General features: G+C 62.8%; 23 protein-coding genes. 7 read left to right on the forward strand and 16 right to left on the reverse strand.

Annotation, left to right across the window (positions count from 1 at the left end; genetic code table 11):
• Nucleotide 1: 1 nt before the first annotated feature.
• From KIP88_RS29015 to KIP88_RS29035, 5 genes are all read right to left on the reverse strand, one after another.
• Nucleotides 2-970: a nitronate monooxygenase family protein gene (locus KIP88_RS29015; RefSeq protein ID WP_214491518.1), complete on the reverse strand. Its 969-nt coding sequence runs from the start codon at nucleotides 968-970 to the stop codon at nucleotides 2-4.
• 158 nt (nucleotides 971-1,128) lie between these two features.
• A complete protein-coding gene (locus KIP88_RS29020; protein WP_214491573.1) occupies nucleotides 1,129-1,380 on the reverse strand; it encodes a hypothetical protein in 252 nt (83 codons plus the stop codon).
• 44 nt (nucleotides 1,381-1,424) lie between these two features.
• On the reverse strand, nucleotides 1,425-2,006 hold the full coding sequence (locus tag KIP88_RS29025; protein WP_214491572.1) for a YqaA family protein: 582 nt from the start codon (nucleotides 2,004-2,006) through the stop codon (nucleotides 1,425-1,427).
• A gap of 63 nt (nucleotides 2,007-2,069) precedes the next feature.
• Nucleotides 2,070-2,537 (reverse strand): phosphoribosyl-ATP diphosphatase, encoded by a 468-nt coding sequence (gene hisE / locus KIP88_RS29030; RefSeq protein ID WP_214491519.1) that lies wholly within the window; start codon nucleotides 2,535-2,537, stop codon nucleotides 2,070-2,072.
• A gap of 123 nt (nucleotides 2,538-2,660) precedes the next feature.
• Complete coding sequence (locus tag KIP88_RS29035) at nucleotides 2,661-3,056, reverse strand: hypothetical protein (protein ID WP_214491520.1); 396 nt, start codon at nucleotides 3,054-3,056, stop codon at nucleotides 2,661-2,663.
• Between the two features lie 241 nt (nucleotides 3,057-3,297).
• On the opposite strand from KIP88_RS29035, the gene KIP88_RS29040 reads away from it, so the two are divergent.
• The 6 genes from KIP88_RS29040 to KIP88_RS29065 all read left to right on the forward strand — a co-directional run bounded on the left by KIP88_RS29040 (nucleotide 3,298) and on the right by KIP88_RS29065 (nucleotide 11,159).
• Nucleotides 3,298-4,386 (forward strand): ABC transporter substrate-binding protein, encoded by a 1,089-nt coding sequence (locus tag KIP88_RS29040; protein ID WP_214491521.1) that lies wholly within the window; start codon nucleotides 3,298-3,300, stop codon nucleotides 4,384-4,386.
• 207 nt (nucleotides 4,387-4,593) lie between these two features.
• A complete protein-coding gene (locus KIP88_RS29045; RefSeq protein ID WP_214491522.1) occupies nucleotides 4,594-6,372 on the forward strand; it encodes a glucan ABC transporter ATP-binding protein/ permease in 1,779 nt (592 codons plus the stop codon).
• 210 nt (nucleotides 6,373-6,582) lie between these two features.
• Nucleotides 6,583-8,013 (forward strand): D-alanyl-D-alanine carboxypeptidase family protein, encoded by a 1,431-nt coding sequence (locus KIP88_RS29050; RefSeq protein ID WP_214491523.1) that lies wholly within the window; start codon nucleotides 6,583-6,585, stop codon nucleotides 8,011-8,013.
• Between the two features lie 296 nt (nucleotides 8,014-8,309).
• On the forward strand, nucleotides 8,310-9,992 hold the full coding sequence (locus KIP88_RS29055) for a long-chain fatty acid--CoA ligase (RefSeq protein ID WP_214491524.1): 1,683 nt from the start codon (nucleotides 8,310-8,312) through the stop codon (nucleotides 9,990-9,992).
• A gap of 22 nt (nucleotides 9,993-10,014) precedes the next feature.
• A complete protein-coding gene (locus tag KIP88_RS29060) occupies nucleotides 10,015-10,566 on the forward strand; it encodes a DUF924 family protein (protein ID WP_214491525.1) in 552 nt (183 codons plus the stop codon).
• Between the two features lie 107 nt (nucleotides 10,567-10,673).
• Nucleotides 10,674-11,159 carry a peroxiredoxin gene (locus KIP88_RS29065; RefSeq protein WP_108512187.1) on the forward strand — a complete coding sequence of 162 codons (486 nt, stop codon included), beginning with the start codon at nucleotides 10,674-10,676 and terminating at the stop codon, nucleotides 11,157-11,159.
• Between the two features lie 173 nt (nucleotides 11,160-11,332).
• On the opposite strand, the gene rnhA is transcribed toward KIP88_RS29065, so the two are convergent.
• From rnhA to ispH, 3 genes are read right to left on the reverse strand one after another with little or no spacing between them, the layout of a single operon-like run.
• On the reverse strand, nucleotides 11,333-11,797 hold the full coding sequence (rnhA, locus tag KIP88_RS29070; protein WP_214491526.1) for a ribonuclease HI: 465 nt from the start codon (nucleotides 11,795-11,797) through the stop codon (nucleotides 11,333-11,335).
• Nucleotides 11,794-12,774 carry a homoserine kinase gene (locus KIP88_RS29075; protein WP_214491527.1) on the reverse strand — a complete coding sequence of 327 codons (981 nt, stop codon included), beginning with the start codon at nucleotides 12,772-12,774 and terminating at the stop codon, nucleotides 11,794-11,796. Before KIP88_RS29075 ends, rnhA begins: the two co-directional genes overlap by 4 nt.
• Nucleotides 12,775-12,782: 8 nt before the next feature.
• Nucleotides 12,783-13,745: a 4-hydroxy-3-methylbut-2-enyl diphosphate reductase gene (gene ispH, locus KIP88_RS29080; RefSeq protein ID WP_214491528.1), complete on the reverse strand. Its 963-nt coding sequence runs from the start codon at nucleotides 13,743-13,745 to the stop codon at nucleotides 12,783-12,785.
• A gap of 219 nt (nucleotides 13,746-13,964) precedes the next feature.
• Between ispH and KIP88_RS29085 the strand changes: the two genes are divergently transcribed.
• The gene (locus tag KIP88_RS29085; protein ID WP_214491529.1) at nucleotides 13,965-14,660 is read left to right on the forward strand and encodes a DUF1013 domain-containing protein; all 696 of its coding nucleotides are present in this window, start codon (nucleotides 13,965-13,967) and stop codon (nucleotides 14,658-14,660) included.
• A gap of 89 nt (nucleotides 14,661-14,749) precedes the next feature.
• Here KIP88_RS29085 and KIP88_RS29090 read toward each other — a convergent pair whose 3' ends face one another.
• From KIP88_RS29090 to KIP88_RS29125, 8 genes are all read right to left on the reverse strand, one after another.
• A complete protein-coding gene (locus tag KIP88_RS29090; protein WP_214491530.1) occupies nucleotides 14,750-17,230 on the reverse strand; it encodes an ATP-binding protein in 2,481 nt (826 codons plus the stop codon).
• Nucleotides 17,231-17,410: 180 nt separating this feature from the next.
• Nucleotides 17,411-17,617, reverse strand: a complete 207-nt coding sequence (locus KIP88_RS29095) for a DUF6494 family protein (protein WP_214491531.1) — start codon at nucleotides 17,615-17,617, stop codon at nucleotides 17,411-17,413.
• Between the two features lie 13 nt (nucleotides 17,618-17,630).
• Nucleotides 17,631-17,900 carry a hypothetical protein gene (locus tag KIP88_RS29100; RefSeq protein WP_214491532.1) on the reverse strand — a complete coding sequence of 90 codons (270 nt, stop codon included), beginning with the start codon at nucleotides 17,898-17,900 and terminating at the stop codon, nucleotides 17,631-17,633.
• Between the two features lie 338 nt (nucleotides 17,901-18,238).
• Nucleotides 18,239-18,934 (reverse strand): nitroreductase, encoded by a 696-nt coding sequence (locus tag KIP88_RS29105; protein ID WP_214491533.1) that lies wholly within the window; start codon nucleotides 18,932-18,934, stop codon nucleotides 18,239-18,241.
• A gap of 155 nt (nucleotides 18,935-19,089) precedes the next feature.
• Nucleotides 19,090-20,334, reverse strand: coding sequence for an acyl-CoA dehydrogenase (locus KIP88_RS29110; protein ID WP_214491534.1), 1,245 nt, complete (start codon nucleotides 20,332-20,334; stop codon nucleotides 19,090-19,092).
• Nucleotides 20,335-20,451: 117 nt separating this feature from the next.
• Complete coding sequence (locus KIP88_RS29115; protein WP_214491535.1) at nucleotides 20,452-21,699, reverse strand: acyl-CoA dehydrogenase; 1,248 nt, start codon at nucleotides 21,697-21,699, stop codon at nucleotides 20,452-20,454.
• A 119-nt stretch (nucleotides 21,700-21,818) separates the two neighbouring features.
• Nucleotides 21,819-22,946 (reverse strand): acyl-CoA dehydrogenase family protein, encoded by a 1,128-nt coding sequence (locus KIP88_RS29120; protein ID WP_214491536.1) that lies wholly within the window; start codon nucleotides 22,944-22,946, stop codon nucleotides 21,819-21,821.
• A 131-nt stretch (nucleotides 22,947-23,077) separates the two neighbouring features.
• Nucleotides 23,078-24,946, reverse strand: a complete 1,869-nt coding sequence (locus KIP88_RS29125) for an AMP-binding protein (RefSeq protein ID WP_214491537.1) — start codon at nucleotides 24,944-24,946, stop codon at nucleotides 23,078-23,080.
• Between the last annotated feature and the right edge of the window lie 27 nt (nucleotides 24,947-24,973).

Genomic DNA, 24,973 nt, shown 5'->3' on the forward strand with positions numbered 1-24,973 from the left:
ATTACAATGCGGGGTCGACCGCCTCGTCATATTCCTTCTTGAACCGCGCGATCAGTTCAGCGGCCGGCATGACCTTGCCGATGCCGCCAATCCCCTGACCGCTGCCCCAGATTTCCTTCCACGCCTTCGGCTTGCTGCGCTCGCCCGAGGCGTCGGTGCCAAAACTCATCTTGGAGGGATCGGAGGTCGGCAGTTCGTCCGGATTGAGACCGGCCTTGACGATCGACGGCTTGAGGTAATTGCCGTGCACGCCGGTGAACAGGTTCGAATAGACGATGTCTTCCGCCGATGAGGACGTGATCATCTCCTTGTAGCCCTCGACCGCGTTGGCTTCCTCGGTCGCGATGAAGGCCGAGCCGATATAGGCGAAGTCGGCGCCGAGAATGCGCGCCGCACGGATCGCTCGGCCGTTGGCGATCGCGCCCGACAGCGCGATCGGCCCGTCGAACCAGGCGCGCGTCTCCTCGACGAAGGCGAGCGGCGAGATCGTGCCGGCATGGCCGCCGGCGCCGGCCGCAACCAGGACCAGGCCGTCGGCGCCCTTCTCGACCGCCTTGTGCGCGAATTTCTGGTTGATCACGTCGTGGAAGACGATGCCGCCCCAGTCGTGCGCCGCCTTGTTGAGCTCCTCGCGCGCGCCGAGCGAGGTGATCAGCATCGGCACCTTGTACTTCTCGCAGACCGCCAGATCATGATCGAGCCGGTTGTTGGACTTGTGAACGATCTGGTTCACCGCGAACGGCGCCGACAGCCGCTCCGGATGCGCCTTGTCGTGAGTGGCGAGTTCTTCGGTGATCCGGGCGATCCACTCGTCGAGCAGCGAAGCCGGCCGCGCATTCAGCGCCGGAAACGATCCGACCACGCCGGCCTTGCACTGGGCGATCACGAGATCGGGCACGGAGATGATGAACAGCGGCGACCCGATCACGGGTATCGACAGGCGGCCCTTGAACAGCGCGGGCATGGACATTCGAAGCGATCCTCAATCTGTTGTCGTTAAGAGCGGCACGGTTCGGAGCGTTATGCTTTCGCGAGGCCTGGCATCTGCCATTCCAGATCACGCTCAAGAGATTTCAGACGTCATACCAACAAGGCAATCTTTCCAGTGTCAAGTATTGCGTTTTGGCGCTACTGGCAGACCGCCCTCGTCACGTAATTTTCGTTCTTGCAGTCGCCCGGCTGGCGCTTGTAGCCCGGCAGGTACACTTTCGGCGAGCATTTCTCGGCCGCGTCGGTGTCGAGACTCTTGCCTTCCTTGTAGCCCTTGCTCTGGCACAGCCAGGCGTCGCCGGGGCTGATCGCCAGCATCGAAAAGCCAAGGCCGAAACTCGCGAGTTGCGTCCCGAATAGATTGAAGAGATGTCCGGCTCGATCGGGCATATCACGAAGCGTAGCCTCAAGATCGAGTCCGGCAAAGAGCCGGGCTAAATCAGCTTGAACGCGACGACGAAACCGAGCACCAGCACGACGGCCCCGATGGCGACCCACAGGCCGAGCCGCTTTTCCAGCTCGGCCCGGATCGGATCGCCATAGCGATTGAGCAGGACGGCGACCACGAAGAAGCGCCCGCCGCGCGCCACGATCGAGCACAGGATAAACAGCCAGATATTGTAGCCCGCGAATCCCGAGGTGATGGTCACGAGCTTGTAGGGGATCGGCGTCAGTCCCTTCAGCAGGATGATCACCGCGCCCCATTCGGCATAGGAGGCCCGGAAAGTCTCGACCTTGTCGCTGAGACCGTAAAGGGTGATGAGCCAGTGCCCGAGCGAATCGTAGAGCAGTGCGCCGATCGCGTATCCAACCACGCCGCCGGCGACGGAAGAGATCGTGCAGACGGTCGCGAACCACCACGCCTTCTTCGGCCGCGCCAGCGACATCGGCAGCAGCATGATGTCGGGCGGGATCGGGAAGAACGAGCTTTCCGCAAAGGATACGGCCGCCATGATCCAGAGCGCGTAAGGCTTGTCAGCGGCGTCGATGCACCAGTCGTAGGTCCGTTTCAGCATGGCCGCATGAACCATCATGCGACGGATTTGTCCATGCCGGAAAAGGACGGAATTGGAGAGGAATTAGTGCCGTTTACGCGAGGAACGGGCTTCCAGCGCGACAATTCGCCGCCGGACCGCGGGGGACGCGGTCGCCTTGGACAACTCCTTGGGCAAAGTCTTGGACAACGCCTTGGCAGGTAGCGCCTTGCTCGCCAGGACTTTGGGCATCTTGACCGCCGCCTTCGGCAGCTTCTCGGCGATCCCGAGCATTTCCTCGCGCCGCTCCATTTCGCGCCAGACGTCCTCCGGCTTCACGCCGGCCGCAGCCCACAGGACGGTCAGGTTATAGAGCAGATCGGCACTCTCGCGGACCACCGCCTCAGTGTTGCCGTTGACGGCGTCGATGACGACTTCGATGGCTTCTTCGGCGAGCTTCTTGGCCATCTTGGAGGGGCCGCGCTGAAACAGCCGGGCCGTTCGCGACGTGGCCGGATCGAGATCCTTGGCCGCGATGACAGCCTCATAAAGCCGTTCGAGCGAATCACTCATCCTGCAAGCCTAATGCAAAGCCGTGGTCGGCGTGTTAACGGCCGACCCTGCAACCATAAAAAATCCACCGGCCGGGGCGGCCGGTGGATTCATCTTTAACGGTTGCGATTTTAACGGTCGCGTTTACCAGCCGCCATAGTAGTGGCCGCGGCCGTAATAAGGCTGAGGCGCGTAATAGCCCGGGTTGCCGTAATAGGCAGGGCCGCCGCCATAGTAGCCGTAGCCGTTGTCATAGTAGTAGTCGCGGCGGTTCTGGGTGGCCGCGATCGCAATCCCCGTGCCGACAATGCCGGCAAAGGCCGCTGCTGCCGCGGCACCACCGCCACCGCGATAGTGTCTGCGACGCGCGCTGATATCGGTCGCGTCGCTGGTCCCGGTCGACGCCGTGACGCCCTTATTTGACGTCGCTGAGCCGGCGAAGGCCATCGACGGCTCGACTGCCGTCAGCGCCACCGCCAACACCGTCGCCACCGCGCCAGCGCGGCCGATCGATGAAAACACACCTTTTCGCGCAAACATCTCGACATCCTCCGTGGAAGCTGGCCCGACAGGCCTCAGTTAGCTAACCACCGAGGGGATACTAGGTTCCCCAATCCGAACGGCAGCTGAACGATCCCTGGCAAAATCATGGCAGTCATCGACCGTTCAGGTTAGATGCTGCAGAATGGCTCGCCGAAGAGCGATTCATGCCGTCGGCGATGTCACGAAACAGTCATCGCCGGCGCGGCAACTTGTCCCACCTCGTGCTGATGTAATCTCGATGCGTGCTATCAGGACCAACACCATCCGCTCTCGCCTGAGCGTTCTCTTCAGTGTTCTCTTGGCTTCCCTTGCCGGGCTGTGGGCGATTGCGGGTTTGATGACGAGCAATGTCCTGGCCGCGGATGACCCCCGGCCTCCGCTTGCGATCCAGTTTTCACTCGACCGTCCGATCGATGCCGCAGCCGCCCCGTTCGTGATGGCCGCAGCCGGCGGCCTGTTCGGCGCGGAAGCGCTGGCGGTCACCATCAACATCGCCAGCGGATCGCAGGATGCAATTGCGCGCGTCGCGGCAGGCACCAGCGATTTTGCGCTGGTCGACATCAATGCGCTGATGCGGTTTCGCGACAAGGACAAGCAGGGCGGCCCGAAGATCAAGGCGGTGTTCGTACTGTCCAACAAGGCGCCCTATTCCATCATCGCCCGCAAGAGCCGCGGCGTCCGCGCGCTGACCGACATCGAGGGCAAGAATCTCGGCGTCGCCGAAGGCGACCTGTCGGCCCGGCTGTGGCCGGCGGTGGCAAACCTGAACGGCATCAAGATCAAAAGCGTGAAACAGAGCAGCATCAGCGCCGCGGTGCGCGAGCCGATGTTGTCGGCAGGTCAGATCGATGCCGTGACCGGATTCTCCTATCTGTCGGCGATCAATCTGAGAGACCGCGGCGTGCCGGCCGACGATCTGGCGGTGCTGAAATTCGCCGACTATGGCTGCGAGGCCTACGGTTTCGCTATTGTCGCCAATCCGGCGCTGGCGGCCGCCAAGCCTGAGGCGGTGAAGGGATTCGTGCGGGCCGTGATCGGCGGCCTTAATCTCGCAATCAGGGACCCTGCAGGTGCTGCGGCCGAAGTCGCCAATCGCATGGACGGCGGCTCAAAGGACCTCGAACTCGAACGCCTGCAAAGCATCCTGCGCGACAACATCCTGACCAGCGAAGTGAAACGCAACGGCATCGGCGCGATCGATTCGGCGCGATTCGAGCGCTCGATCGACCAGGTCGGGGAAGATTTCAAGTTTCAGAAGCGGCCGCAGGCCTCCGACATCTTCGACGACCAGTTCCTGCCGCCGCTCAACGGCCGTTTGATCAATTGAGTAAAATGTAACGCCTCATGGTGAGGAGCGCGTCTTCGCGCGTCTCCGGACGATCAACGGCAAAGCCGTTGCGCAGGGATGGGGGTCGGTGGGTGTGCCCGCGCAAGCGATCGGAACAAAATTCATCCCGCTCTGGTTCTCCACCGCGATCCCTGATTAGAATGCGCCTCTGATCGCTTCCCCGTTGCTGCAGAGTCGCTAAACCAGATGTCCATGCTGCGCCTTTACACCCGCGTCCTCGAACTGCTCGGCAAGGAGGCGCGGCTGGGCTGGATTCTCGCCGTCGCCAACCTGCTGCTGGCCGGCGCGCAATTCGCCGAGCCGGTGCTGTTCGGCAAGATCGTCGACGTACTCTCCGGCAAGCCGCAGACCGGTCCGCTGGCGACGAACTCGGCCTGGCCGCTGCTGGCGGCGTGGGCGGCGTTCGGCCTGTTCACCATCGGCTGCAGCGCCATTGTCGCGCTCCACGCCGACAGACTGGCGCACCGCCAGCGTCAGGCGGTGCTGACGGACTATTTCGAACACATCATGCAACTGCCGCTGACGTTCCACACCGGCACCCATTCCGGCCGGCTGATGAAGGTGATGCTGAACGGCACCGACTCGCTGTGGCGGCTCTGGCTTGCCTTCTTCCGCGAGCACTTTGCCGCCATCCTGTCGCTGGTGGTGCTGCTGCCGCTGGCGCTTTACATCAATTGGCGGCTGGCGATCCTGTTGTTCGGGCTGTGCGTGGTGTTCACGGTGCTGACCACGCTGGTGGTGCGCAAGACCTACGGCATGCAGAGCGAGGTCGAGGCGCAGTACAGCGATCTGTCCGCGCGCGCCTCCGACGCGCTCGGCAATGTCGCGCTGGTGCAGAGCTTCGTGCGGATCGATGCCGAAGTTCAGGGTTTGCGCTTCGTCGCCGACAAGCTGCTCGCCGCGCAGATGCCGGTATTGGGCTGGTGGGCGCTGGTCACCGTCATCACCCGCGCCTCCACCACCATCACCGTGCTCGCGATCTTCACCGTCGGCATCTATCTGCACGCACAGGGACAGACGACGGTCGGCGAGATCGTGATGTTCGTGAGTTTTGCGACCATGCTGATCCAGAAGCTCGAGCAGGTGGTGAGCTTCATCAACAGCGTGTTCATGGAGGCCCCGCGCCTGCAGGAATTCTTCGACGTACTGGACGCGGTGCCGGCGGTGCGCGACCGGCCCGGCGCCATGGATACCGGGCGGCTTTCCGGCCTCATCGAATTCAACGACGTCTCGTTTTCCTATGACGGCAAGCGGCCCGCGGTCGAAGACGTTTCGTTTACCGCCCTGCCCGGCCAGACCATCGCGCTGGTCGGGCCGACCGGGGCGGGTAAGTCGACGGCGATCGCGCTGCTGCACCGCGCCTTCGATCCGCAATCCGGCATCATCAAGATCGACGGCATGGACATCCGCGGCCTGAAGCTGACGGCACTGCGGCGTAACATCGCCGTCGTGTTCCAGGAGGCGCTGCTCTTCAACCGCTCGATCGCCGATAATCTGCTGGTCGGCAAGCCGGACGCCACCGAGGAGGAAATGCGCATCGCCGCAAGCCGCGCGCAGGCGCTCGACTTCATCGAGCGCAGCGACAAGAAATTCGAGACCCATGCCGGCGAGCGCGGCCGCATGCTCTCCGGCGGCGAACGGCAGCGGCTGTCGATCGCACGCGCACTGTTGAAAGACCCGCCGATCCTGATCCTCGATGAGGCGACCAGCGCGCTCGACGCCGTCACCGAGGCCAAGGTCAATGCGGCGCTCGATGAGGTGATGAAGGGCCGCACCACGTTTGTGATCGCGCACCGGCTTTCGACCATCCGCAATGCCACCCGCATCCTGATGTTCGACAATGGACGGGTGATCGAAAGTGGAACTTTCGATGAACTGGTGGCCAAGGGCGGACGCTTTGCGGAACTCGCGAAGGCCCAATTCATGGTGCAGGACAGTGCGCGCGCCGGAATCGAGGCCAAATAGGGCCTGCGTGAGCGCGATCACGGTTTGGGCATTGCCGAATTTGCTACGATTTCGTCCACGATTTAATCGCCCGGCCTCTGTTCTGGCCCGCCAAGCCGGTATAAGTTTGCGCTGCCGCAACGCGACGGCGCCGGACACGCTTGAAACCCGAACGCTAGATCTCAAGGACCTCCTTTTCGAAGGCGGGTCTCAAAGGACCGGAACGGAAAAGTGCATTTTCTTCGCCCGCTGCTTCGCCGTCCGTCGGTGAACTGGATTCTTCTCGTGGCGGCGCTTGCCGTCGTGACGCCGCGCGTCGTGCACGCCGAGGCGCTGCTGCTCGTCGAAGCCGATACCGGCAAGGTCCTGCAGGCCGACAACGCCACCATGCCCTGGTATCCCGCCTCGGTGACCAAGATCATGACCGCCTACGTCACGCTGAAGGCCGTGAAGGAAGGCCGTCTCTCGCTCGACACGTTGCTGACGGTGTCGCCGGTCGCCGCCTCGGAGTCGCCGTCCAAGATGGGTTTTCCTCCGGGCACCCAGGTCACCGTCGATAACGCGCTCAAGATGATGATGGTGAAATCGGCCAACGACATGGCCGTGGTGCTCGCCGAAGGCGTCGGCGGATCGGTCGACCGTTTCTCCGGCATGATGAACCAGACCGCGCTGAAGCTCGGCATGACGCAAACCAGCTATGTCAATCCGAACGGACTGCCGGCAGACGGACAGGTCACCTCGGCGCGCGATCTCGCGATCCTGGCGCGCGCCGTCATTCGCGACCTGCCGGAATACGAATACTTCATGCACATCCCCTCGATCCGTTACGGCCGCAGGGTGACACAGAATTTCAACAAGCTGATCGGCCGCTATCCCGGCGCCGACGGTTTCAAGACCGGCTTCATCTGCGCTTCCGGCTACAATCTGGTCGCCTCCGCGACGCGTAACGGCAAGCGCCTGATCGCCGTCGTGCTTGGCGCATCGTCGGGACAGGCGCGCGCGGTGCGTGCGGCGCAATTGCTGGAGCGCGGCTTCGGCGGCAACGGGCTGGGCTGGCTGAAGCCCGCGCTTGGCACCGTCGACAGTCTGGTTCCGATCGATGCGACCCCGCCGAACCTGCGCGAAGAGATGTGCAACGGCAAGCGCAAGCGGCCGGCCACCGACGAGGACGCCGACGTCGTCGCCACCAATGGCAACGCGTCGACCGGCGAGACCGCGGTCACGTTCTTCACCGCCGGGCTGCAGCCGCCGATGGGCAAGCCCTCGGAAATGATGGCTGCTGCGGCGCAGCCGTCCGAGCCCGTTCCGGTCTATACCGGCCCAACCAAGACCGGCCCCGCATTGATCGCGGCGGTTGCAGCGGAGGCCGAGAAGCAGGCGTCGGCAAGGCGCGGCAAGAAATCGAAGATTGTGGCGAAGAAGCCTAACGGCGGGGCGCCCAAGGCTGAAGCCGACGCAAAGCCCGCCGCCAAACCTGCCGCGGTCAGGCATGCCAACGCCAAGCCAGAGGCTGCCGCCAAACCGGCCGCTTCGGCCGAAAGAAAGCCTGCCGCCAAACCCGGAGCCGTCAAGCCCGCCGCCGCCGGAGAAAAGCCCGCGCCGAAGCCTGCCAAGCCGAACGCTGCCGCTAAACCCAAGAGCGAAACCAAGCCGGCTGGTTAACGGGCCGGAAGCCGCGTAATTGGGCAGCTTTCCTGCCGTTCGGCCGAACTATTCCAGATCGCCGAAATGCGTCGATAGCACGCAGCCGCTTGCCATCGGCGGCGGCATTCACAATACTGCCCAAAACAAGGCGTGCCCGGCCGAGAAACAGGACCCATAGCGTTTTCGCGCGGAGCATGTCCTCGGACTTGATCCGGGGATGGGTACCGGTTCGCATGAAGGAACGCGTCAAAACAAAATTAGAGCACGGATCTGATGCACATCAGAGCCGGGCTCGGAACCAGAGGGGAAATACCATGGAGCGGATCTGGCTCAAGCAATATCCGGCCGGCGTGCCAGCCGATATCGACGTCACCCAATACTCATCGCTGGTCGAGCTATTGGAAGAAAGCTTTGCGAAGTTCGCCGACCGCAAGGCGTTCATCTGCATGGACAAGTCGATCAGCTACCGCGACCTCGACGATATGTCGGCCGCGCTCGGCGCCTATCTGCAGAGCAAGGGCCTGCAAAAGGGCGCCCGCGTCGCGCTGATGATGCCGAACGTGCTGCAATACCCGGTCTCGACCGCCGCCGTACTGCGCGCCGGATATGCCGTGGTGAACGTCAACCCGCTCTACACCCCGCGCGAGCTCGAGCACCAGCTCAAGGACTCCGGCGCCGAGGCGATCATCGTTCTGGAGAATTTCGCCACCACGGTGCAGCAGGTAATCGCGAGGACCGCGGTCAAGCATGTGATCGTCGGCAGCATGGGCGATTTGCTCGGCTTCAAGGGCGTGATCGTCAACCTGGTGGTCCGCAAGGTGAAGAAGATGGTGCCGGCCTGGTCGCTCCCGGGCGCGGTCTCGTTCAACGAGGCGCTCTCCGCCGGCCGCGGCAAGAGGCTCGACAAGCCGAAGCTCACGCTCGATGATGTCGCCTTCCTGCAATATACCGGCGGCACCACCGGCGTCTCCAAGGGCGCCACGCTGCTGCACAGGAACATTCTCGCCAACGTGCTGCAGAACGACGCCTGGCTGCAGCCGGCGCTGAAGAAGCCGCCGCATGTCGACCAGCTCTTCATCGTCTGCGCGCTGCCGCTCTATCACATCTTCGCGCTGACGGCGTGCTTCCTGCTGGCGATGCGGGCTGGCGGCGTCAACCTGTTGATCCCGAACCCGCGCGACATGCCCGGCTTCATCAAGGAACTGATGAAATACCAGGTCAACAGCTTCCCGGCGGTCAACACGCTCTACAACGGCCTGTTGAATTCGCCCGGCTTCGACAAGGTTGATTTCTCCAAGCTGAAGACCTCGTTCGGCGGCGGCATGGCGACGCAAAAACCCGTTGCCGAGAAGTGGCTGAAGGTGACCGGCTGCGCGCTGTCGGAAGGTTACGGCCTGTCCGAGACCTCGCCGACGCTGACCTGCAACCCGGCCGATACCGACCAGTTCTCCGGCTCGATCGGCATTCCCGTGCCGTCGACCTATCTCTCGATCCGCGACGACGACGGCAAGGAAGTGCCGCTCGGCGAAGCCGGCGAGATCTGCGCCAAGGGCCCGCAAGTGATGACCGGGTACTGGAACCGGCCGGAAGAGACCGCGAACGTAATGACCGCGGACGGCTTCTTCCGCACCGGCGACATCGGCGTGATGGACGAACGCGGCTACACCAAGATCGTCGACCGCAAGAAGGACATGATCCTGGTCTCGGGCTTCAACGTCTATCCGAACGAGATCGAGGAAGTGATCGCAAGCCACCCCGGCGTGCTCGAATGCGCCGTGATTGGCGTAGCCGACTCGAAATCGGGCGAGGCAGTGAAGGCGTTCATCGTCAAGAAGGACCCCAACCTTTCGGCCGACGACGTCATCAAGTACTGCGGCACGCAGCTCACCGCCTACAAGGTCCCCAAGCAGATCGAGTTCAGGAACGATCTGCCCAAGACCAATGTCGGCAAGATCCTGCGCCGCGAACTGCGCGACGAGAAGAAGGCCGCGGCCTAGAGGCCACGCGGACAATCTGACGATGGGTGAAGCTCACGTCGCGCCGGCCGATATTTTGGCTTTCTGGCGCGACGCCGGCCCTGACCGCTGGTACATGCCCGACGACGCCTTCGACGCGGGGGTGCGCCAGCGATTTCTCGGCCTGTGGCAGCGAGCGGCAGCCGGTGAATTATCGGCATGGGAAACGAGCGATGACGGCGCGCTGGCGCTCGTCATCGTGCTCGACCAGTTTCCCCGCAACATGTTCCGCGGCGATATCAGGACCTATGCCAGCGACGCCTTGGCGCGCGAAGTGGCGCGCCGCGCCGTCGATCGCGGCGTGGACGCGCGGATCGATCCCACTTTGCGTGAATTCCTCTATCTGCCGTTCATGCATTCGGAGCATCTGGCCGACCAGGTGCGCTGCATCGAGCTCTCACGGGGGGCAGGCCTTGCCGAAAGCGCGAAGTGGGCTGAGCACCACGCCGATATCATCCGCCGGTTCGGGCGCTTCCCCCATCGCAACCGCCTCCTGGGCCGTGCGACCACGCCAGAGGAGCAGGCCTTCCTGGACGAAGGGGGATTCTCGCCCTGATGACGCAACAGTGAACGGCCGCCACCGTTGCCGTTTCGACGCCTACGAATATTGTGCCGGCGAGCCGCAGGGGCTACAAAACAGCGCTCATTGAGGGAGAATTGACGATGACGATCCAAGTTGGCGACAAGCTGCCGGAAGCCAAGTTTCGCGTGATGACGGCGGAAGGTCCGCAGGTCAAAACCACCGACGATATTTTCAAGGGCAAGAAGGTGGCGCTGTTCGCGGTGCCCGGCGCCTACACCGGCACCTGCCACAAGATGCATCTGCCGAGCATCTTCCTCAACGCCTATGCCATCAAGGACAAGGGCGTGAGCACCATCGCCATCGTCTCGGTCAACGACGCCTTCGTCATGAACGCCTGGAAGCGCGACACCGACCAGCGCGACGAAGCGGTGTTCCTCGCCGACGGTAATGCCGACTTCACCAAGGCGATCGGCATGGAGCTCGACGCCTCCGGCAACGGCCTCGGCATCCGCTCCAAGCGCTATTCGATGCTGGTGGACGACGGCGTGGTCAAGAAGCTCAACCTCGAACCGGCTCCTGGCAAGGTCGAGGTTTCCGGCGGCGATACGCTGCTGGGGCAGCTGTAAGCGGAACGCGTCGTCGCGCAACGAAGTCGCCACAACAACGCTGTCGTCGCCCGGCTTGACCGGGCGATCCAGTACGCCGCGGCCCCTCCGTATTTCTCAACGCCTCTGGAATACTGGGTCACCCGCCTTCGCGGGTGACGACAGCCGTTGGTTGTCGCAGCAAAATCCGCCGCCTACTTCCCGACCGTCTGCTTCAACCGCGCCACCGCCACGCCCTCACGCGCCAATTGATCGGCGCGCTCGTTTTCGGCGTGGCCGGCGTGGCCCTTGATCCAGTGCCAGCGCACCTGATGCGGCTTCAGCGCGGCATCGAGCCGCTGCCAAAGTTCGACATTCTTGACCGGCTTCTTGTCGGCGGTGCGCCAGCCGTTCCGCTTCCAGCCGTGAATCCAGGCGGTGATGCCCTGGCGCACATACTGGCTGTCGGTAGTGAGGTCGACCACACACGGCTTCTTCAGCGCTTCCAGCGCCGAGATCGCCGCCATCAGTTCCATGCGATTGTTGGTGGTGTGGGCCTCGCCGCCCTTCAGTTCTTTCTCTTTGTCACCGAATCTCAGGATGGCGCCCCAGCCGCCGGGGCCGGGATTGCCCGAGCAGGCACCGTCGGTGAAGACCGTCACGTGAGGGGGCTCGCTCAAGCGACGCATCCCGGCTGGGTCAGGCCATAATCGCGCACGCTCGCGACGTTCTGGTGGAAGCGCAGCTTGCGGACATATTCGAGCGGGTCCTTTGGCTTCACCAGCGCGCCCGGCGGCACGTTGAGAAAATCGACCAGCCGCGTCAGCAGGAAACGCAGCGCAGCGCCGCGCGCCAGAAGCGGCAGCGCCTCCTGTTCGGCCTCAGACAATTGACGCTCGCGGCCATAGGCGTTGAGCAGCGCGCGGGCCTTGGTGACGTTGAAGGCATGATCCGCTTCGAAGCACCACGCGTTCAGGCAGATCGCGACGTCGTAGGCCAACATGTCGTTGCAGGAAAACGGGAAGTCGATCAGCCCCGACAATTTATCGCTGAGGAAGAACACGTTGTCGGGAAACAGATCGGCATGGATGACGCCGGGCGGCAGATCTTTCGGCCAGTGCACTTCGAGGTGATCGAGCTCGCGCGCGATGAAGTCCTGCAAGCCGGGCGCGACGCTATCCGCACGCGGCGCGGCGAGATCGAACAACGGCCGCCAGCCCTCGACCGACAGCGGATTTTTCCGGAACATCGGAAAATCCCGACCCGCCAGATGCATTTTCGCGAGCGCCTCGCCCACGCCGGCGCAGTGCGCGGCGTTGGGCCGCCGCGGCCACACGCCTTCGAGGAAGTTGATGATCGCCGCGGGACGCCCGGCCAGTTCGCTGTAGACCTCGCCCGCGCGATTCCGCGCCGGCTGCGGGCACCGCACGCCGCGCTCGGCCAGATGCGCCATCAGCGACAGGAAGTACGGCAGGTCGTCCACCGCCACGCGCTTTTCATAGAGCGTGAGGATGAACGCGCCCTTGCTCGTATGCACCAGGAAGTTGGAATTCTCGACGCCCTCGGCGATGCCCTTGTAGGAGAGCAACTCGCCGATGTCGTAGCCTTTCATGAACTCCGCGAGGTCTTCGGCGGCGACGTCGGTGTAAACCGCCATGAGAAACCTCAGGCGGCGTCGGGTCGCAGCGAACGCGGCAGCGGGAAGAACTCGTTCTCTTCCGCGGCCGAGACCGTCTCCACATGCAGCTCATAACGCTCGGCGAAGGCGCCCATGATTTCCTCGACGATCACTTCCGGCGCGGAGGCGCCGGCCGTGATGCCGAGGCTCTTGATGCCTTCAAAACGCGTCCAGTCGAGATCGCTCGCGCGCTGCGCCAGCACCGAGACCGGGCAGCCCTCGCGCTCGGCGACTTCACGCAGGCGCTGCGAGTTCGACGAGTTCGGCGCACCGACCACGATCAGCGCATCGACCACCGGCGCCACCTTCTTGACCGCAAGCTGGCGGTTGGTGGTGGCGTAGCAGATGTCTTCCTTGTGCGGCCCGTTGATGTTCGGGAAGCGCTCCTTGAGCAGCGCAACGATCTCGGCGGTGTCGTCTATCGACAGCGTCGTCTGGGTCACGAAAGCAAGGTTGTTCGGATCCTTTGGTGTGAACGTCTTGGCGTCTTCCGCGGTCTCGATCAGCGTCACCGCGCCGGCCGGCAACTGGCCGAGCGTGCCGACCACCTCGGGGTGGTGGGAATGCCCGATCAGGAGGATTTCACGGCCGCGCTTGAAGTGGATCGCCGCCTCGCGGTGCACTTTCGTCACCAGTGGGCAGGTCGCGTCCAGCGAGAAGAAATTGCGGGCGCGGGCGTCGGCCGGAACCGATTTGGGAACCCCATGGGCCGAGAACACCACCGGCGCGTTAGTATTGTCGGGGATTTCGGCGAGTTCCTCGACGAAGATCGCGCCCTTGGTCTTCAGGCTGTCGACCACGTAGCGGTTGTGCACGATCTCGTGACGGACATAGACTGGGGCGCCATAGATGGCGAGCGCCCGTTCGACGGTATCGATGGCCCGCACCACCCCGGCGCAGAAGCCGCGGGGAGAACAAAGCACGATTCTGAGGTCTGGTTTCACTGGCATAAGGGCTATCTCGGAGACCGAATCACCCCTAGCCGGCGGGCTGGGAACGGCCAATTCGCATAAGGACTTGGGACTGCTTTCGGGCTCTGTCAAGGCACTTTAGCAGACCATTGCGCCAATACCCCGGGAAGGCGTATATAGCGCGCTAATTCCCGTCATCACCGATGACCATAGGCTTCGCCTCCAAAAGAGGTGGGCGAGGCACAAAGGAGATTTGCCATGAGCAATGCACCGCTGATGCCAAAAGCGACTGCCGTGTGGCTGGTTGACAATACTGCGCTGACCTTCGACCAGGTGGCCGATTTCACCAAAATGCACCCCCTTGAGGTCCGCGCCATCGCCGACGGCGACGCCGCCCAAGGCATCAAGGGCATGGACCCGATTTCGACGGGCCAATTGACCCGCGACGAGATCGAAAAGGGCGAAAGAGACCCGAATTACCGCCTCAGGCTCGGCGAGAGCAAGGTTGTCCTGCCGCCGGCCGCCAAGAAGAAGGGCCCGCGCTACACCCCGGTGTCGCGCCGCCACGAGCGGCCGAGCGCGATCCTGTGGCTGGTCCGCAACCACCCCGAGCTGAAGGACGCGCAGATCATGCGCCTGGTCGGCACCACCAAGACGACCATTGCGAGCGTCCGCGACCGCACCCACTGGAATGCCTCGACGCTGACCCCGATGGACCCGGTGACACTCGGCCTCTGCTCGCAGATCGAGCTCGATTTCGAGGTGCAGCGTGCGGCCAAGGAAAAGCCCGTGCCCGCAGCCTATGGCGGCGCGACGCTGCTGCCGGCCTCGGAGACCACCAAGAAGGAGCCGGAATTCGAGCCGAGCGAGAAGACCGAAGACGACCTCAACGTCGACGCCGTGTTCGCCAAGCTGAAGACGATCGGCGGCAAGAAGCAGGACGACGAGGAGTAAGGTTATCGGCTACGGCTGATGTTGAACGCGGTGGGGCAACCTGCCGCGTTTTTTGTTTCAGCGGATCCTGCATCCCGACCCATATGCAATCACCACCCAGCCGGGCTGGCTGGATTGCCGGAAGTCGATCCCTGGTAGAGCCGTGTAACGTGCTGTAGAAGTTCATCCGCCGAAAACGGCTTGATCAGGACAGAAATGCCCTGTCCAGCAATCGAGTCCACAATTTCCGAGCGAATGTCACCAGTCATGACAATGGCCGGGACGTTCCAGGCTAGTGCCGCACGCAGCGCATTGACCGTGTCAACGCCGTTTGCCGATCCGCGAAGATTGTAATCACACAACAGCAAGTCGGGCCGAATTTCCTGCCGGCTGACTCGAGCTAGCGCGTCATCCGCCGTTGCGACCACGACTGCCTCTACGCCTCTCATTTTCAGCATGCGGCTTAGCGAGGCGCGGACGGTCGCCTCGTCTTCAACCGCAAGAATAACGCCGGGGAAGTCGCCCCTCTCATATGTCGGCGCCTGCGGTCTTTCAGCGGCATCACCGTTTGAATCTCCGCGCGGAACCTCAATCGAAAGCACGGTGCCCTTGCCCGGTGTGGAGCGCACACCGATTCTGTGGTCCAGCACCTCCCCTATCCGTCTGACGATAGCCAGACCTAATCCGAAGCCACCGCGCTCCGCGCCGTCGGAGCCCTGGTAGTACTCCTGAAATATTTGAGGCAGCTGATCCTGCGAAATACCGATGCCGCTATCCCAGACTTCGATCCGAACTTTATCGCCCGCGCGCCGGCAGCCCAGCAGGATTTTCCCACGATCTGTATATCGTACCGCGTTCGACAGCAGATTGCGCAACATTGCTTCGAGCATTCTCTTGTCGCTACGGACCAGCAGTCCCGAACGGACAAGGCGCCACCGCAATCCCTTGTCAGCAACGGAATCGGCAAAATCGGCTCTCAGGGAATCAAATACTTCATTGATCGCGAAATCGCTCTTCGACGGATGGAGGCTCCCGGCCTCCAGGCGATTGACGTCGAGCAGGCTCGACAGAATGCTGGACATCGTGTCGAGAGACTTCGCAATTCCGCTGACCAGGCGGCGTCCCTCACCATCCGGGAGGTGTGGCTCAAGGGTCGCCTGCAAGAACCTGAGGGTTTGCAAGGGCTGTCGCAGGTCATGGCTGGCGGCTGAAAGAAAGCTGGATTTTGCCCGATCGGCCAATTCCGCCGACCTCCAAGCTCGGGAAACCTCTTCTTCAAATCGTTTTCGCTCCGTGACGTCGGTCGTCAACCCGTTGATGCGCGTGGGCTTTCCCTTTGAGTCAAAGTGCGTAACTGCAGCTTGCTCCAGCCACACTTCGCTGCGGCCATCCGGCCGCAAAAATCGGAACGTCATCGAATGTGGGTGCTCGTCCGAACCGGCGGTGCTTGAGCGGGCTCTGATCGACGGGCGATCGTCAGGGTGGATTTGTCTTATCCACTCCTCGCTGCTGAGAGATTCTCTCGGCCCGAGACCGAGGATTTCCGCCGCATTCTGGCTCAGCCGTACCCGCTCGGCGCGAAGGTCCCAATCAAACGTTATCACAGCGCCAGCCCGAAGCGCTTCTTCCAGCCGCTGCTCTCTTTCGAGGATCGCGAGTTCGTGTGTCCGCCGCTCACTGAACAGAGCCGCCAGAACGAGTGCACCGAACGAAGTGGCCAGAATGGTCGCTTGAGCAGACAAGACTCGCTCATCGAGCGGCAAACGCGCATCGCCGAAAAGGCCAACGCCAAGTATCGTTGTCCACACAATCGTGATCGCGCACATGAACGTGGCGACAGCCGTAAAGGCGGGGCGAACACGGGCAGCGATCCACACGAACAGCGGACAGAACGAGGCAATCGCCAGTTCGAGTATCCATGGCTCATTCGGCAGAAAGACCAGGAGCAAGCACAGTGTACCCACGATCGCAAGCGCGAAGGTCCCCTCCGCAATTTCGCGCGGTGGCGGAGCGTCGCGCAAGAATGAAGCGAGCCCGATCACAAGCGGCGCGACTGTAATGGTGCCGAGCGCTTCGGAAGCGACCCAGTGACGCCATATCGTCACAGCGGATGAGGCTGAGGAGTGAAAGAACACAAACCCAAGCGTGCCTACGATACCGCTAACAAAAGCTGCAGCTATCGTGGCGCCGAACAATCCAAAGACACGACGCAGCTCATTGAGCTCAAATGCTACGCCAAAGAATCGCTGGATGAGCCCTGCGACAATGAGGGGGCCACAAGCATTGGCCACAGCAAAAAATGTAGTGCTGGCAAGATTGCGATCGCCGAGCAGATTGGCCGCGAAAGTGGCAGCGACCACGCCGATGACAACCGGCCACCGCACGGTCGAACCGAACGCCACCACGAAACCGGAAGCTACACCCGCTGCCGGCCAGAACACCGCGACGCCATCCGCCTTGTCGAGCAAAGCGAGGCTAAGACGCGCTGCGAGAAAAAAAGCGATTCCGACAGCGATCGTAATGGCCCACGGCGGCCACCGAATCGAGGAGCGTGTCGGGGAGGCTTCAGTTGCGGCCACCTCCAGACTCATGGTGCACCCGCTGAGTACGCTATTCAGTTAAACTGCCGGAGCCTTGCTGGTCTATTTTGTATGAAATTGCTCGTCCGCATCAGTATTTAATGTCTGAGGTTGCCTGACAAGCGAAACCCGACCTTTCGTGCGGTGCGCCGCAGCACGTCTGGGATACTGATAAGCTTGACCTGTTCGCGCCTACCCGAGCTCGATCTCGTCGTCGATCTCATGCGAGAGGCTGACGCCGCCGATCGTCAGAACCATCCTTGCCGGCAGCTTCTCATGGCCCTTGAGCTTGCCCGCCTCGATGGCGTCGCGCACGGCTTTTTCGATTTCGCGCTGCGAGGTGATGCCGACCTTCTTGAGGAATCTACGCAGGCTGGCGTTGAACACGTCTTCGTTCATGAGGGCCTCCTGGTTAGGGCCTGACCGGATTGTTCAGCATCTGCTCGGCCATATTGCGTTGGGCACGGTCGGCGCGGGCGTTGGCATTGCCACGCTGCACGTCGCGGTTCTTGCGGCAGTTGACGTAATCGTTTGAACCCACGGCGACATTGTTGGAGCGGCAGAATGCGTCGTCGTCGGCGCTGGTGTCGACCATGGTCGGCTGGCCGCGTTCGAGGCAACCGGCGAGCAATGGGGCTGCCAGCAGGAGCGCGATGAAGTGCTTTGCGGGTCCAAATTTCATTGGAGGCCTTCCGTTTTTTCCATCTCGTCATTGCCGGGCGCCTGTCCCCGACCTGATCGGGGATGACCCCGCAATCCATCGAAAAGATGGCAGCCTGCTTTGAAGCCGATGGCTGCCCGGGTCAAGCCCGCGGCTGCCCGGTTTCATGTTTGTAGGCGTATGACGTTGATTCTTCTGTGTTCCACAGCGATCCGAAGAGCCAACCGGGCAGCGGCCAGTGCCGGCTGTCGAAGGGCCAGCGCTGCTAAACCCCAACAAACGGACGGCCTGTTGAATTAGAGCGGTACCGCTGAATACCCGCCTGACGCTCCACGTAGTGGGGCGTTTTTGTTTCCGGTTCAATCGATATAGGTGACGGTATCAGCCACGCTCGCCCGCGAGGTGCGATAGCTGTTCACCTTGTGGGTGTGGTCGGCATAGCCGAACGAGATACCGCAAACCACCTTGCGATCGTCGGCCAGCTTGAAGTGGCGGCGGATCAGCCCGGAATGGCGCGCCAATGCGGCTTGCGGAATGGTACCAAGGCCGAGCGCCTGCGCCGCCAGCATGAAGTTGGAGACATAGGCGCCGCAATCGACCGCGCCATAAATGCCGAGCGGCTCGTCGGTGTGGATAACAGCGACATGTGGCGCACCGAAGAAGTTGTAGTTCTCCAGCGCCTGTTTGGCGTAGGCCATCTTGTCGCCTCTGACGATGCCGAGCGTGTTGTAGAGCTGAAAGCCGCTCTCGCGACGGCGTTCGAGATAGACGCCGAGATACTCGCGCGGCGGCGTGAAATCATGGTCGTCCTTGGCGCCGGACGCGGCCTCGGCATAGATCGCCTTGCGAAATTCTTCCTTGGCTTCGCCGCTGGCGATCAGCACCTGCCATGGCTGGCTGTTGCACCATGACGCCGTGCGTTGCGCGACGTTGAGAATGTGCTCGATTGTCCCGCGCGGCACCTCCTGCGGCAGGAAGGCGCGAACAGAATAGCGCTCGTTCAACAGCTCCTCGAGCACGCCGATACGATCTTCTTGATCCACGGTAGCGTCCATAGCACAGCTCACTTTCGTGCCCCGGACGCAGCGCAGCACGAAGTGGTGCGCTGCTGAGCCGGGGCCTAGTTGGAGGTCCCGGCTCTGCGGCGCAGCGCACCGGACGATGCTTCGCATCGCCGGGGCACGTTGCACCGCGTCCGGGACACGAGAGATCACCGCCCCTTGGTCGGGATCTTGTTGAACGGCACGTCCTTGTCGACCCTGATATCGCCGGGCAGGCCCAGCACGCGCTCGGCGATGATGTTGCGCAGGATTTCATCGGTACCGCCGGCGATGCGCATCGAGGGCGACGACAGCAGCATCTGCTGGAACTGGCCGCTCGCCGCTTGTTCGTCAGCGCCGGTGAGTTCGCCGGCAGCGCCCTGCAGATCCATCGCGTAGGTCGCGATATCCTGCAGCATCGTGCCGGACACCAGCTTGCCGATGGAATTTTCCGGGCCCGGCCGCTCGCCCTTCGACAGCGAAGAGATGGCGCGGTAGCTGGTGTACTTCAGGCCGCTCGCCTTCACCGCCCAGCTCGCAAGCTTCGAACGCGTCGCGGGATCGTCGATCGCGAGCCCGTCATCGGTCATCAGGTTCGAGCAGAACTCGAACATTTCGGGAAAGCCGGTCGCGAGCCGCGAACCGATCGACATGCGCTCGTTCATCAGCGTGGTCAGCGACACGTTCCAGCCGTCGCCGACGGCGCCGAGACGCTGGTGATCGGGAATCACGACGTCGGTGAAATAGACCTCGTTGAACTCCTGCATGCCGTTGGCCTGCTTGATCGGCCGCACCTCGACGCCCTTGCTCTTCATGTCGAGGAAGAACATCGTCAGGCCCTTGTGCTTGGGCACATTGGGATCGGTGCGGGTGATCAGAAGGCCGTAGTCGGAATAATGCGCGCCTGACGTCCAGATCTTCTGGCCGTTGACGATCCAGTTGTCGCCTTTCTTCTCCGCTCGCGTGCGCAGGCCCGCAACGTCGGAGCCGCCGGCCGGCTCGGAGAACAACTGGCACCAGATATGTTCGCCGGAGGCGAGTTTTGGCAGATAATGCCGCTTGTGCTCCTCGCTGCCGAACGCCATCACCGTCGGCCCGCACATGCCCTCGCCGATCTGGAACGGCTGCGTCAGCTTGCCGTAAACGCCCTCCTCCTGCTGCCAGATCACCTTCTCGATCGGGGTGGCGCCGCGGCCGCCATATTCCTTCGGCCAGTGCAGGCAGGCCCAGCCGCCTTCGGCCTTCTTCTTCTGCCAGGCCTTGCCGACATCGACGATCTCTTCCTTCTCCAGCCGAATGCGGCCGAGCGAGGATTTGGAAAGCTCCGCCTCATATTGCTTCGGCGCGTTGGCCTCGATCCATTTGCGTGCGGTAGCGCGGAATTCCGCTTCCTGCGGAGTATCGTCGAAGTTCATGGCGGACCTCTTTTTCTTCGTAGGGTGGGTTAGCCGAAGGCGTAACCCACCAGTTCTATCGAGCTTCGTTGCTGGCAATGGTGGGTTACGCTTCGCTAACCCACCCTACGATTCTTGTTACGCCCGGCCCTTGGTCGGGATCTTGTTGAACGGCACGTCCTTGTCGACCCGGATATCACCCGGCAGACCCAACACGCGCTCGGCGATGATGTTGCGCATGATCTCATCGGTGCCGCCTTCGACGCGGGTGCCCGGCGCACGCAGCAGCATCGCCTGGAATTTGCCGGCGACCTCGGCGTCTTCAGGCCCGCTCAGCACGCCGGCGGCGCCCTGCAGGTCGAGCGCGTACATCGCGACTTCCTGGACCATCGATCCCGCGACCAATTTGCCGATGGAATTTTCCGGACCGGGACGCTCGCCCTTCGACAGCGCCGAGATCGCGCGCATGCTGGTGTACCGGAGGCCGCTGGCCTTCACCGCATAGTTCGCAAGCTTCGAGCGAACACTGCGGTCCTCGATCGCGGGTCCTTCTTCCAGCATCAGGCTGTTGCAGAAGTCGAACAATTCCGGGAAGCCGGTCGAAACACCGGCGCCGATCGACATGCGCTCGTTCATCAGCGTGGTCAGCGAGACGTTCCAGCCGTCATTGACGGCGCCCAGCCGCTGCGAATCCGGGATCACGACATCGGTGAAGTAGACCTCGTTGAAGTCGGACTGGCCGCTGGCCTGCTTGATCGGCCGCACCTCGACGCCCGGGCTCTTCATGTCCAGGAAGAACATGGTCAGCCCCTTGTGCTTCGCGACGTTCGGGTCTGTCCGAGTCAGCAGGATGCCGTAATCAGAGTAGTGCGCACCCGAGGTCCAGATCTTCTGGCCGTTGATGATCCAGTCGTCGCCCTTCTTCTCGGCGCGGGTGCGCAGGCCCGCCACGTCGGAACCACCGGCGGGTTCGGAGAACAACTGGCACCAGACCTTCTCGCCCGAGGCCAGCGGCGGCAGGTATTTTCGCTTCTGCTCCTCACCGGCGAACGCCATCATGGTCGGCCCGCACATGCCGTGGCCGATGATGAACATGCCGGAGAGCTTGCCGAACGGGCCCTCTTCCTGCTGCCAGATCACGCGCTCGATCGGCGACGAGCCGCGGCCGCCATATTCCTTCGGCCAGTGCAGACAGGCCCAGCCGGCATCGGCCTTCTTCTTCTGCCAGGCCTTTGCGACCTCGAGAATATTGGCGCCCTTGAGCACGGTGCGGCCGAGCGAGGACTTTCGAAGTTCTTCCTCGTATTGCTTCGGCGCGTTGGCTGAAATCCACGCCTTGGCCTCAGTGCGGAACGCGGCTTCCTGCGGGGTATCGTCGAAGTTCATGGCGCTTCTCGCTGTCTGTGTAGGGTGGGTTGGCCGAAGGCGTAACCCACCATTCTTGTCGAGCATCCTTGCTGGCCGATGGCGGGTTACGCTTCGCTAACCTACCCTACGATCCAACGTTAAGCCGCGTTCTTCTTGCGCATGCGGTCGATCAACTGATCTTCCCAGTACGACAGGCTGCCGAGCGTCAGCGCGGTCGTGTTGGCGCGGCGGTAGTACATGTGGCAGTCGAACTCCCAGGTAAAACCCATGCCGCCGTGAACCTGGATGTTGTTCTTGGAGCAGTGCTGGAACGCCTGCGTCGCGCTGATGCGGGCAGCCGCTGCGGCCTCCGGCAATTCCGATGCGTTGGTCGAGAGCGCCCAGGCGCCGTAATAGCAATTCGAGCGCGCCAGCGTCGCCGAGACATACATGTCGGCGAGGATGTGCTTTACCGCCTGGAACGAGCCGATCGGGCGGCCGAAGGCGATACGGTCGAGCGCATAGTCGCGGCCCATTTCCAGTGCGCGATCGGAGCCGCCGACCTGTTCGAACGCGAGCAGCACAGCCGCGCGGTCGAGCACTTGGGTCAGGATGCTCCAGCCATCACCGGCCGCGCCGAGCGGTTCGGCCTTGGCGTTCTTGAACGTGAGTTCGGCCTGGCCCCGGGTCGGATCGACATTGGTCAGCGATTTGGCTTCGACGCCGCCGGCCTTCAGGTCGACGAGGAACAGCGAGATGTCGGCGTCGCGCCCGGTCGAGCCGGTGCGCGCGGCGACCACTGCGAAATCAGCGATCGCGCCATCCGGCACCGGCTTCTTCACGCCGGTGAGCGTGCCGCCGGAGGCCTGCAGCTTGATCGCCTTCGGCGAAGGATTGCCCTTGCCCTCGAACAGCGCCAGCGTACCGATCGCCTCGCCGCTCGCGATCTTCGGCAGCCACTTTTGCTTCTGCGCGTCGGTGCCCGCCAGCAGCAGCGCCTCGGCGGCGAGGTAGACGGTGGACGAGAACGGCACCGGCGCATTCGCGCGGCCCATTTCTTCCGCAATCACGCAGAGTTCGAGATGGCCGGCGCCCGCACCGCCGAACGCTTCGGGGATTGCGACGCCGAGGAAGCCCATTTCGGCAAGCCCCTGCCACAGCGCCTTGTCATACGGCGCCTTGCCGTCGAGCACCTCACGCACGGCCTTCGGCGGGCACTTTTCGGCGAGAAACTTCCTCGCCTCGTCGCGCATCTGTTTTTGTTCGTCGGAGAAATCGAAGTTCATGGCGTGTTACTCGGCTTGAGGATGGAAAGGGGAAACCGTCATTCCGGGGCGCGAAGCGAACCCGGAATCTCGAAATTCCGGGTCTGGTCCTTCGGACCATCCCGGAATGACGGGTGGTGAGAGCTTCGTCTTCATTGCAGTACAATCACATCATTGCCGGGCTGCTCGGCGTAAAGCTTTTCCACCAAGGCGGCGCGGCGTTCGAGGCCGGCACGCTGGTTGATGTAGCCCTTGTCGGTGAGTTCGTTGCCGTCGATCGAGGGCGGCTCGGCCATCAGCATGGCGCGCGCAATCCGCATGCTGCTGCCGGTGGCGGATGCGTTATGCGCTTCCAGACCTCGTTTCAGGCAGGCGATCACTTCGGGATGCCTGACCACGTCTTCGAACGTCGCATCGGGATTGCCTGTTATCTGCCGGCAGGCGTGCAGATTGGGCCAGGCCAATAACCCGATGAACTCCCGGTCCTGCCCGGCCACCAGCGCGTCGTGCACAACAGGCGTCGCGGCCGCGATCGCATCGGTGCGCAGCGAGCCGACATGGACGAAGGTGCCGGTCGTGAGCTTGAAATCCTCGACCACGCGGCCGGCGAAGATGATGCCCTGCAGCGGATCGTTGTCATCGACGAATACACCGGCGTCGCCGATGCAATAAAAGCCTTCCTCGTCGAACATCTTCTTCGTCAAATCAGGCTGGCCGAAATAGCCCGGCGTGACGTTGACGCCGCGCAGGCGCAGTTCGTACTTCGAGCCGCACGGCACCAGCTTCAGTTCGACGCCGGGGAACGGCAGGCCGATCAGGCCGACGCGCTCGGTGTCCCAATAGGTGCCGGTCGAGGTCGGCGCGGTCTCGGTCGAGCCCCAGCCGGTGTAGAACACGATGCGCTGGCCGGTGGTCTTCACCGCCAGCGCCTGCATGCGTTCGTAGAGATCGTCCGGCAGCCGCGCGCCGCCATAGGCCATCACGCTCAGGTTCCTGAAGAAGCTGCGGCACAGCGCATCGTCCCTCTCCATGGCAGCGGCGAGCGCCGCGTAACCGGCGGGTACATTGGCATAATAGGTCGGCGACACTTCGCGCAGGTTACGGATGGTCTCTTCGAGCTGGCCGGGCATCGGCCGGCCGTCGTCAATATAGAGCGTGCCGCCATCGACCAGGATTGGATGGAACGCAGCATTGCCGCCCATGGTGTGGTTCCACGGCATCCAGTCCAGCACGGTCGCAATCGGCCCGTCGGGATCGCGCGGGCGCACCTGCATCATCATCGCCGCGTTCGCGCACATCATCTCCTGCGTGTTGATGACGGCCTTGGGCATGCCGGTCGAACCCGAGGTGAACAGCAGCTTGCCGATCGTCTTCGGCGTAATTTTCGAAATCGAGTCCTCGACCGCATTTGACACTGGCGTTGCGGCGAGGCCGGCAAAGGACACGCTCCTGATGCCATCGCAGGGGCGCGCGACGTGAACGACGGTGACGCCGGTGAGATCGAGCGCCTTCAGCGCCTTCTCAAAAGTCGGTCCGTCCTGCACCATCACGACGGCAGGCTTGATCAGGTCGAAGAGATATTTGAGCTTGAGATGATCCTGGCTCATCAGCGAATAGGCCGGCGAGACTGGTGCCGCGGGAGAGCGCGCCTGCATCGCGGCCTGCGTCATCAGCGCATGCTCAATCGAATTGCCTGACAGGATCGCAACGGGACGATCTTCGAGGCCGAGGTTGAGAAGCCCCTGCGTCAGCCCGTCGACGATGCGCTTGGCTTCGCCGTAAGAGACTTTCCGCCATTGCCGGTCCGCACCGCCGCGTTGCGCCAGCCAGATGCGCTCCGGCGCCTGCTTCGCCCATTTCGCAAGCGACGCCGGAATATGCTTCTCGTAAGGCTGCAGCGGAATGCGGGACTTCAGGATGATGACGCCATCAGGACGACGCTCGACCGCGATGTCGCGCGCCAGCCATTCGATCTTGCGAAAGGCAGGCTTTGTCAGCACTGCGGCTGCACTCCCACTCATATTGCGTCTCCCGGAATTCAGTCCTTT

Origin of the sequence: Bradyrhizobium sp. SRL28, assembly GCF_018596315.1 — a bacterium.
In the GTDB taxonomy this organism is placed as follows: domain Bacteria; phylum Pseudomonadota; class Alphaproteobacteria; order Rhizobiales; family Xanthobacteraceae; genus Bradyrhizobium.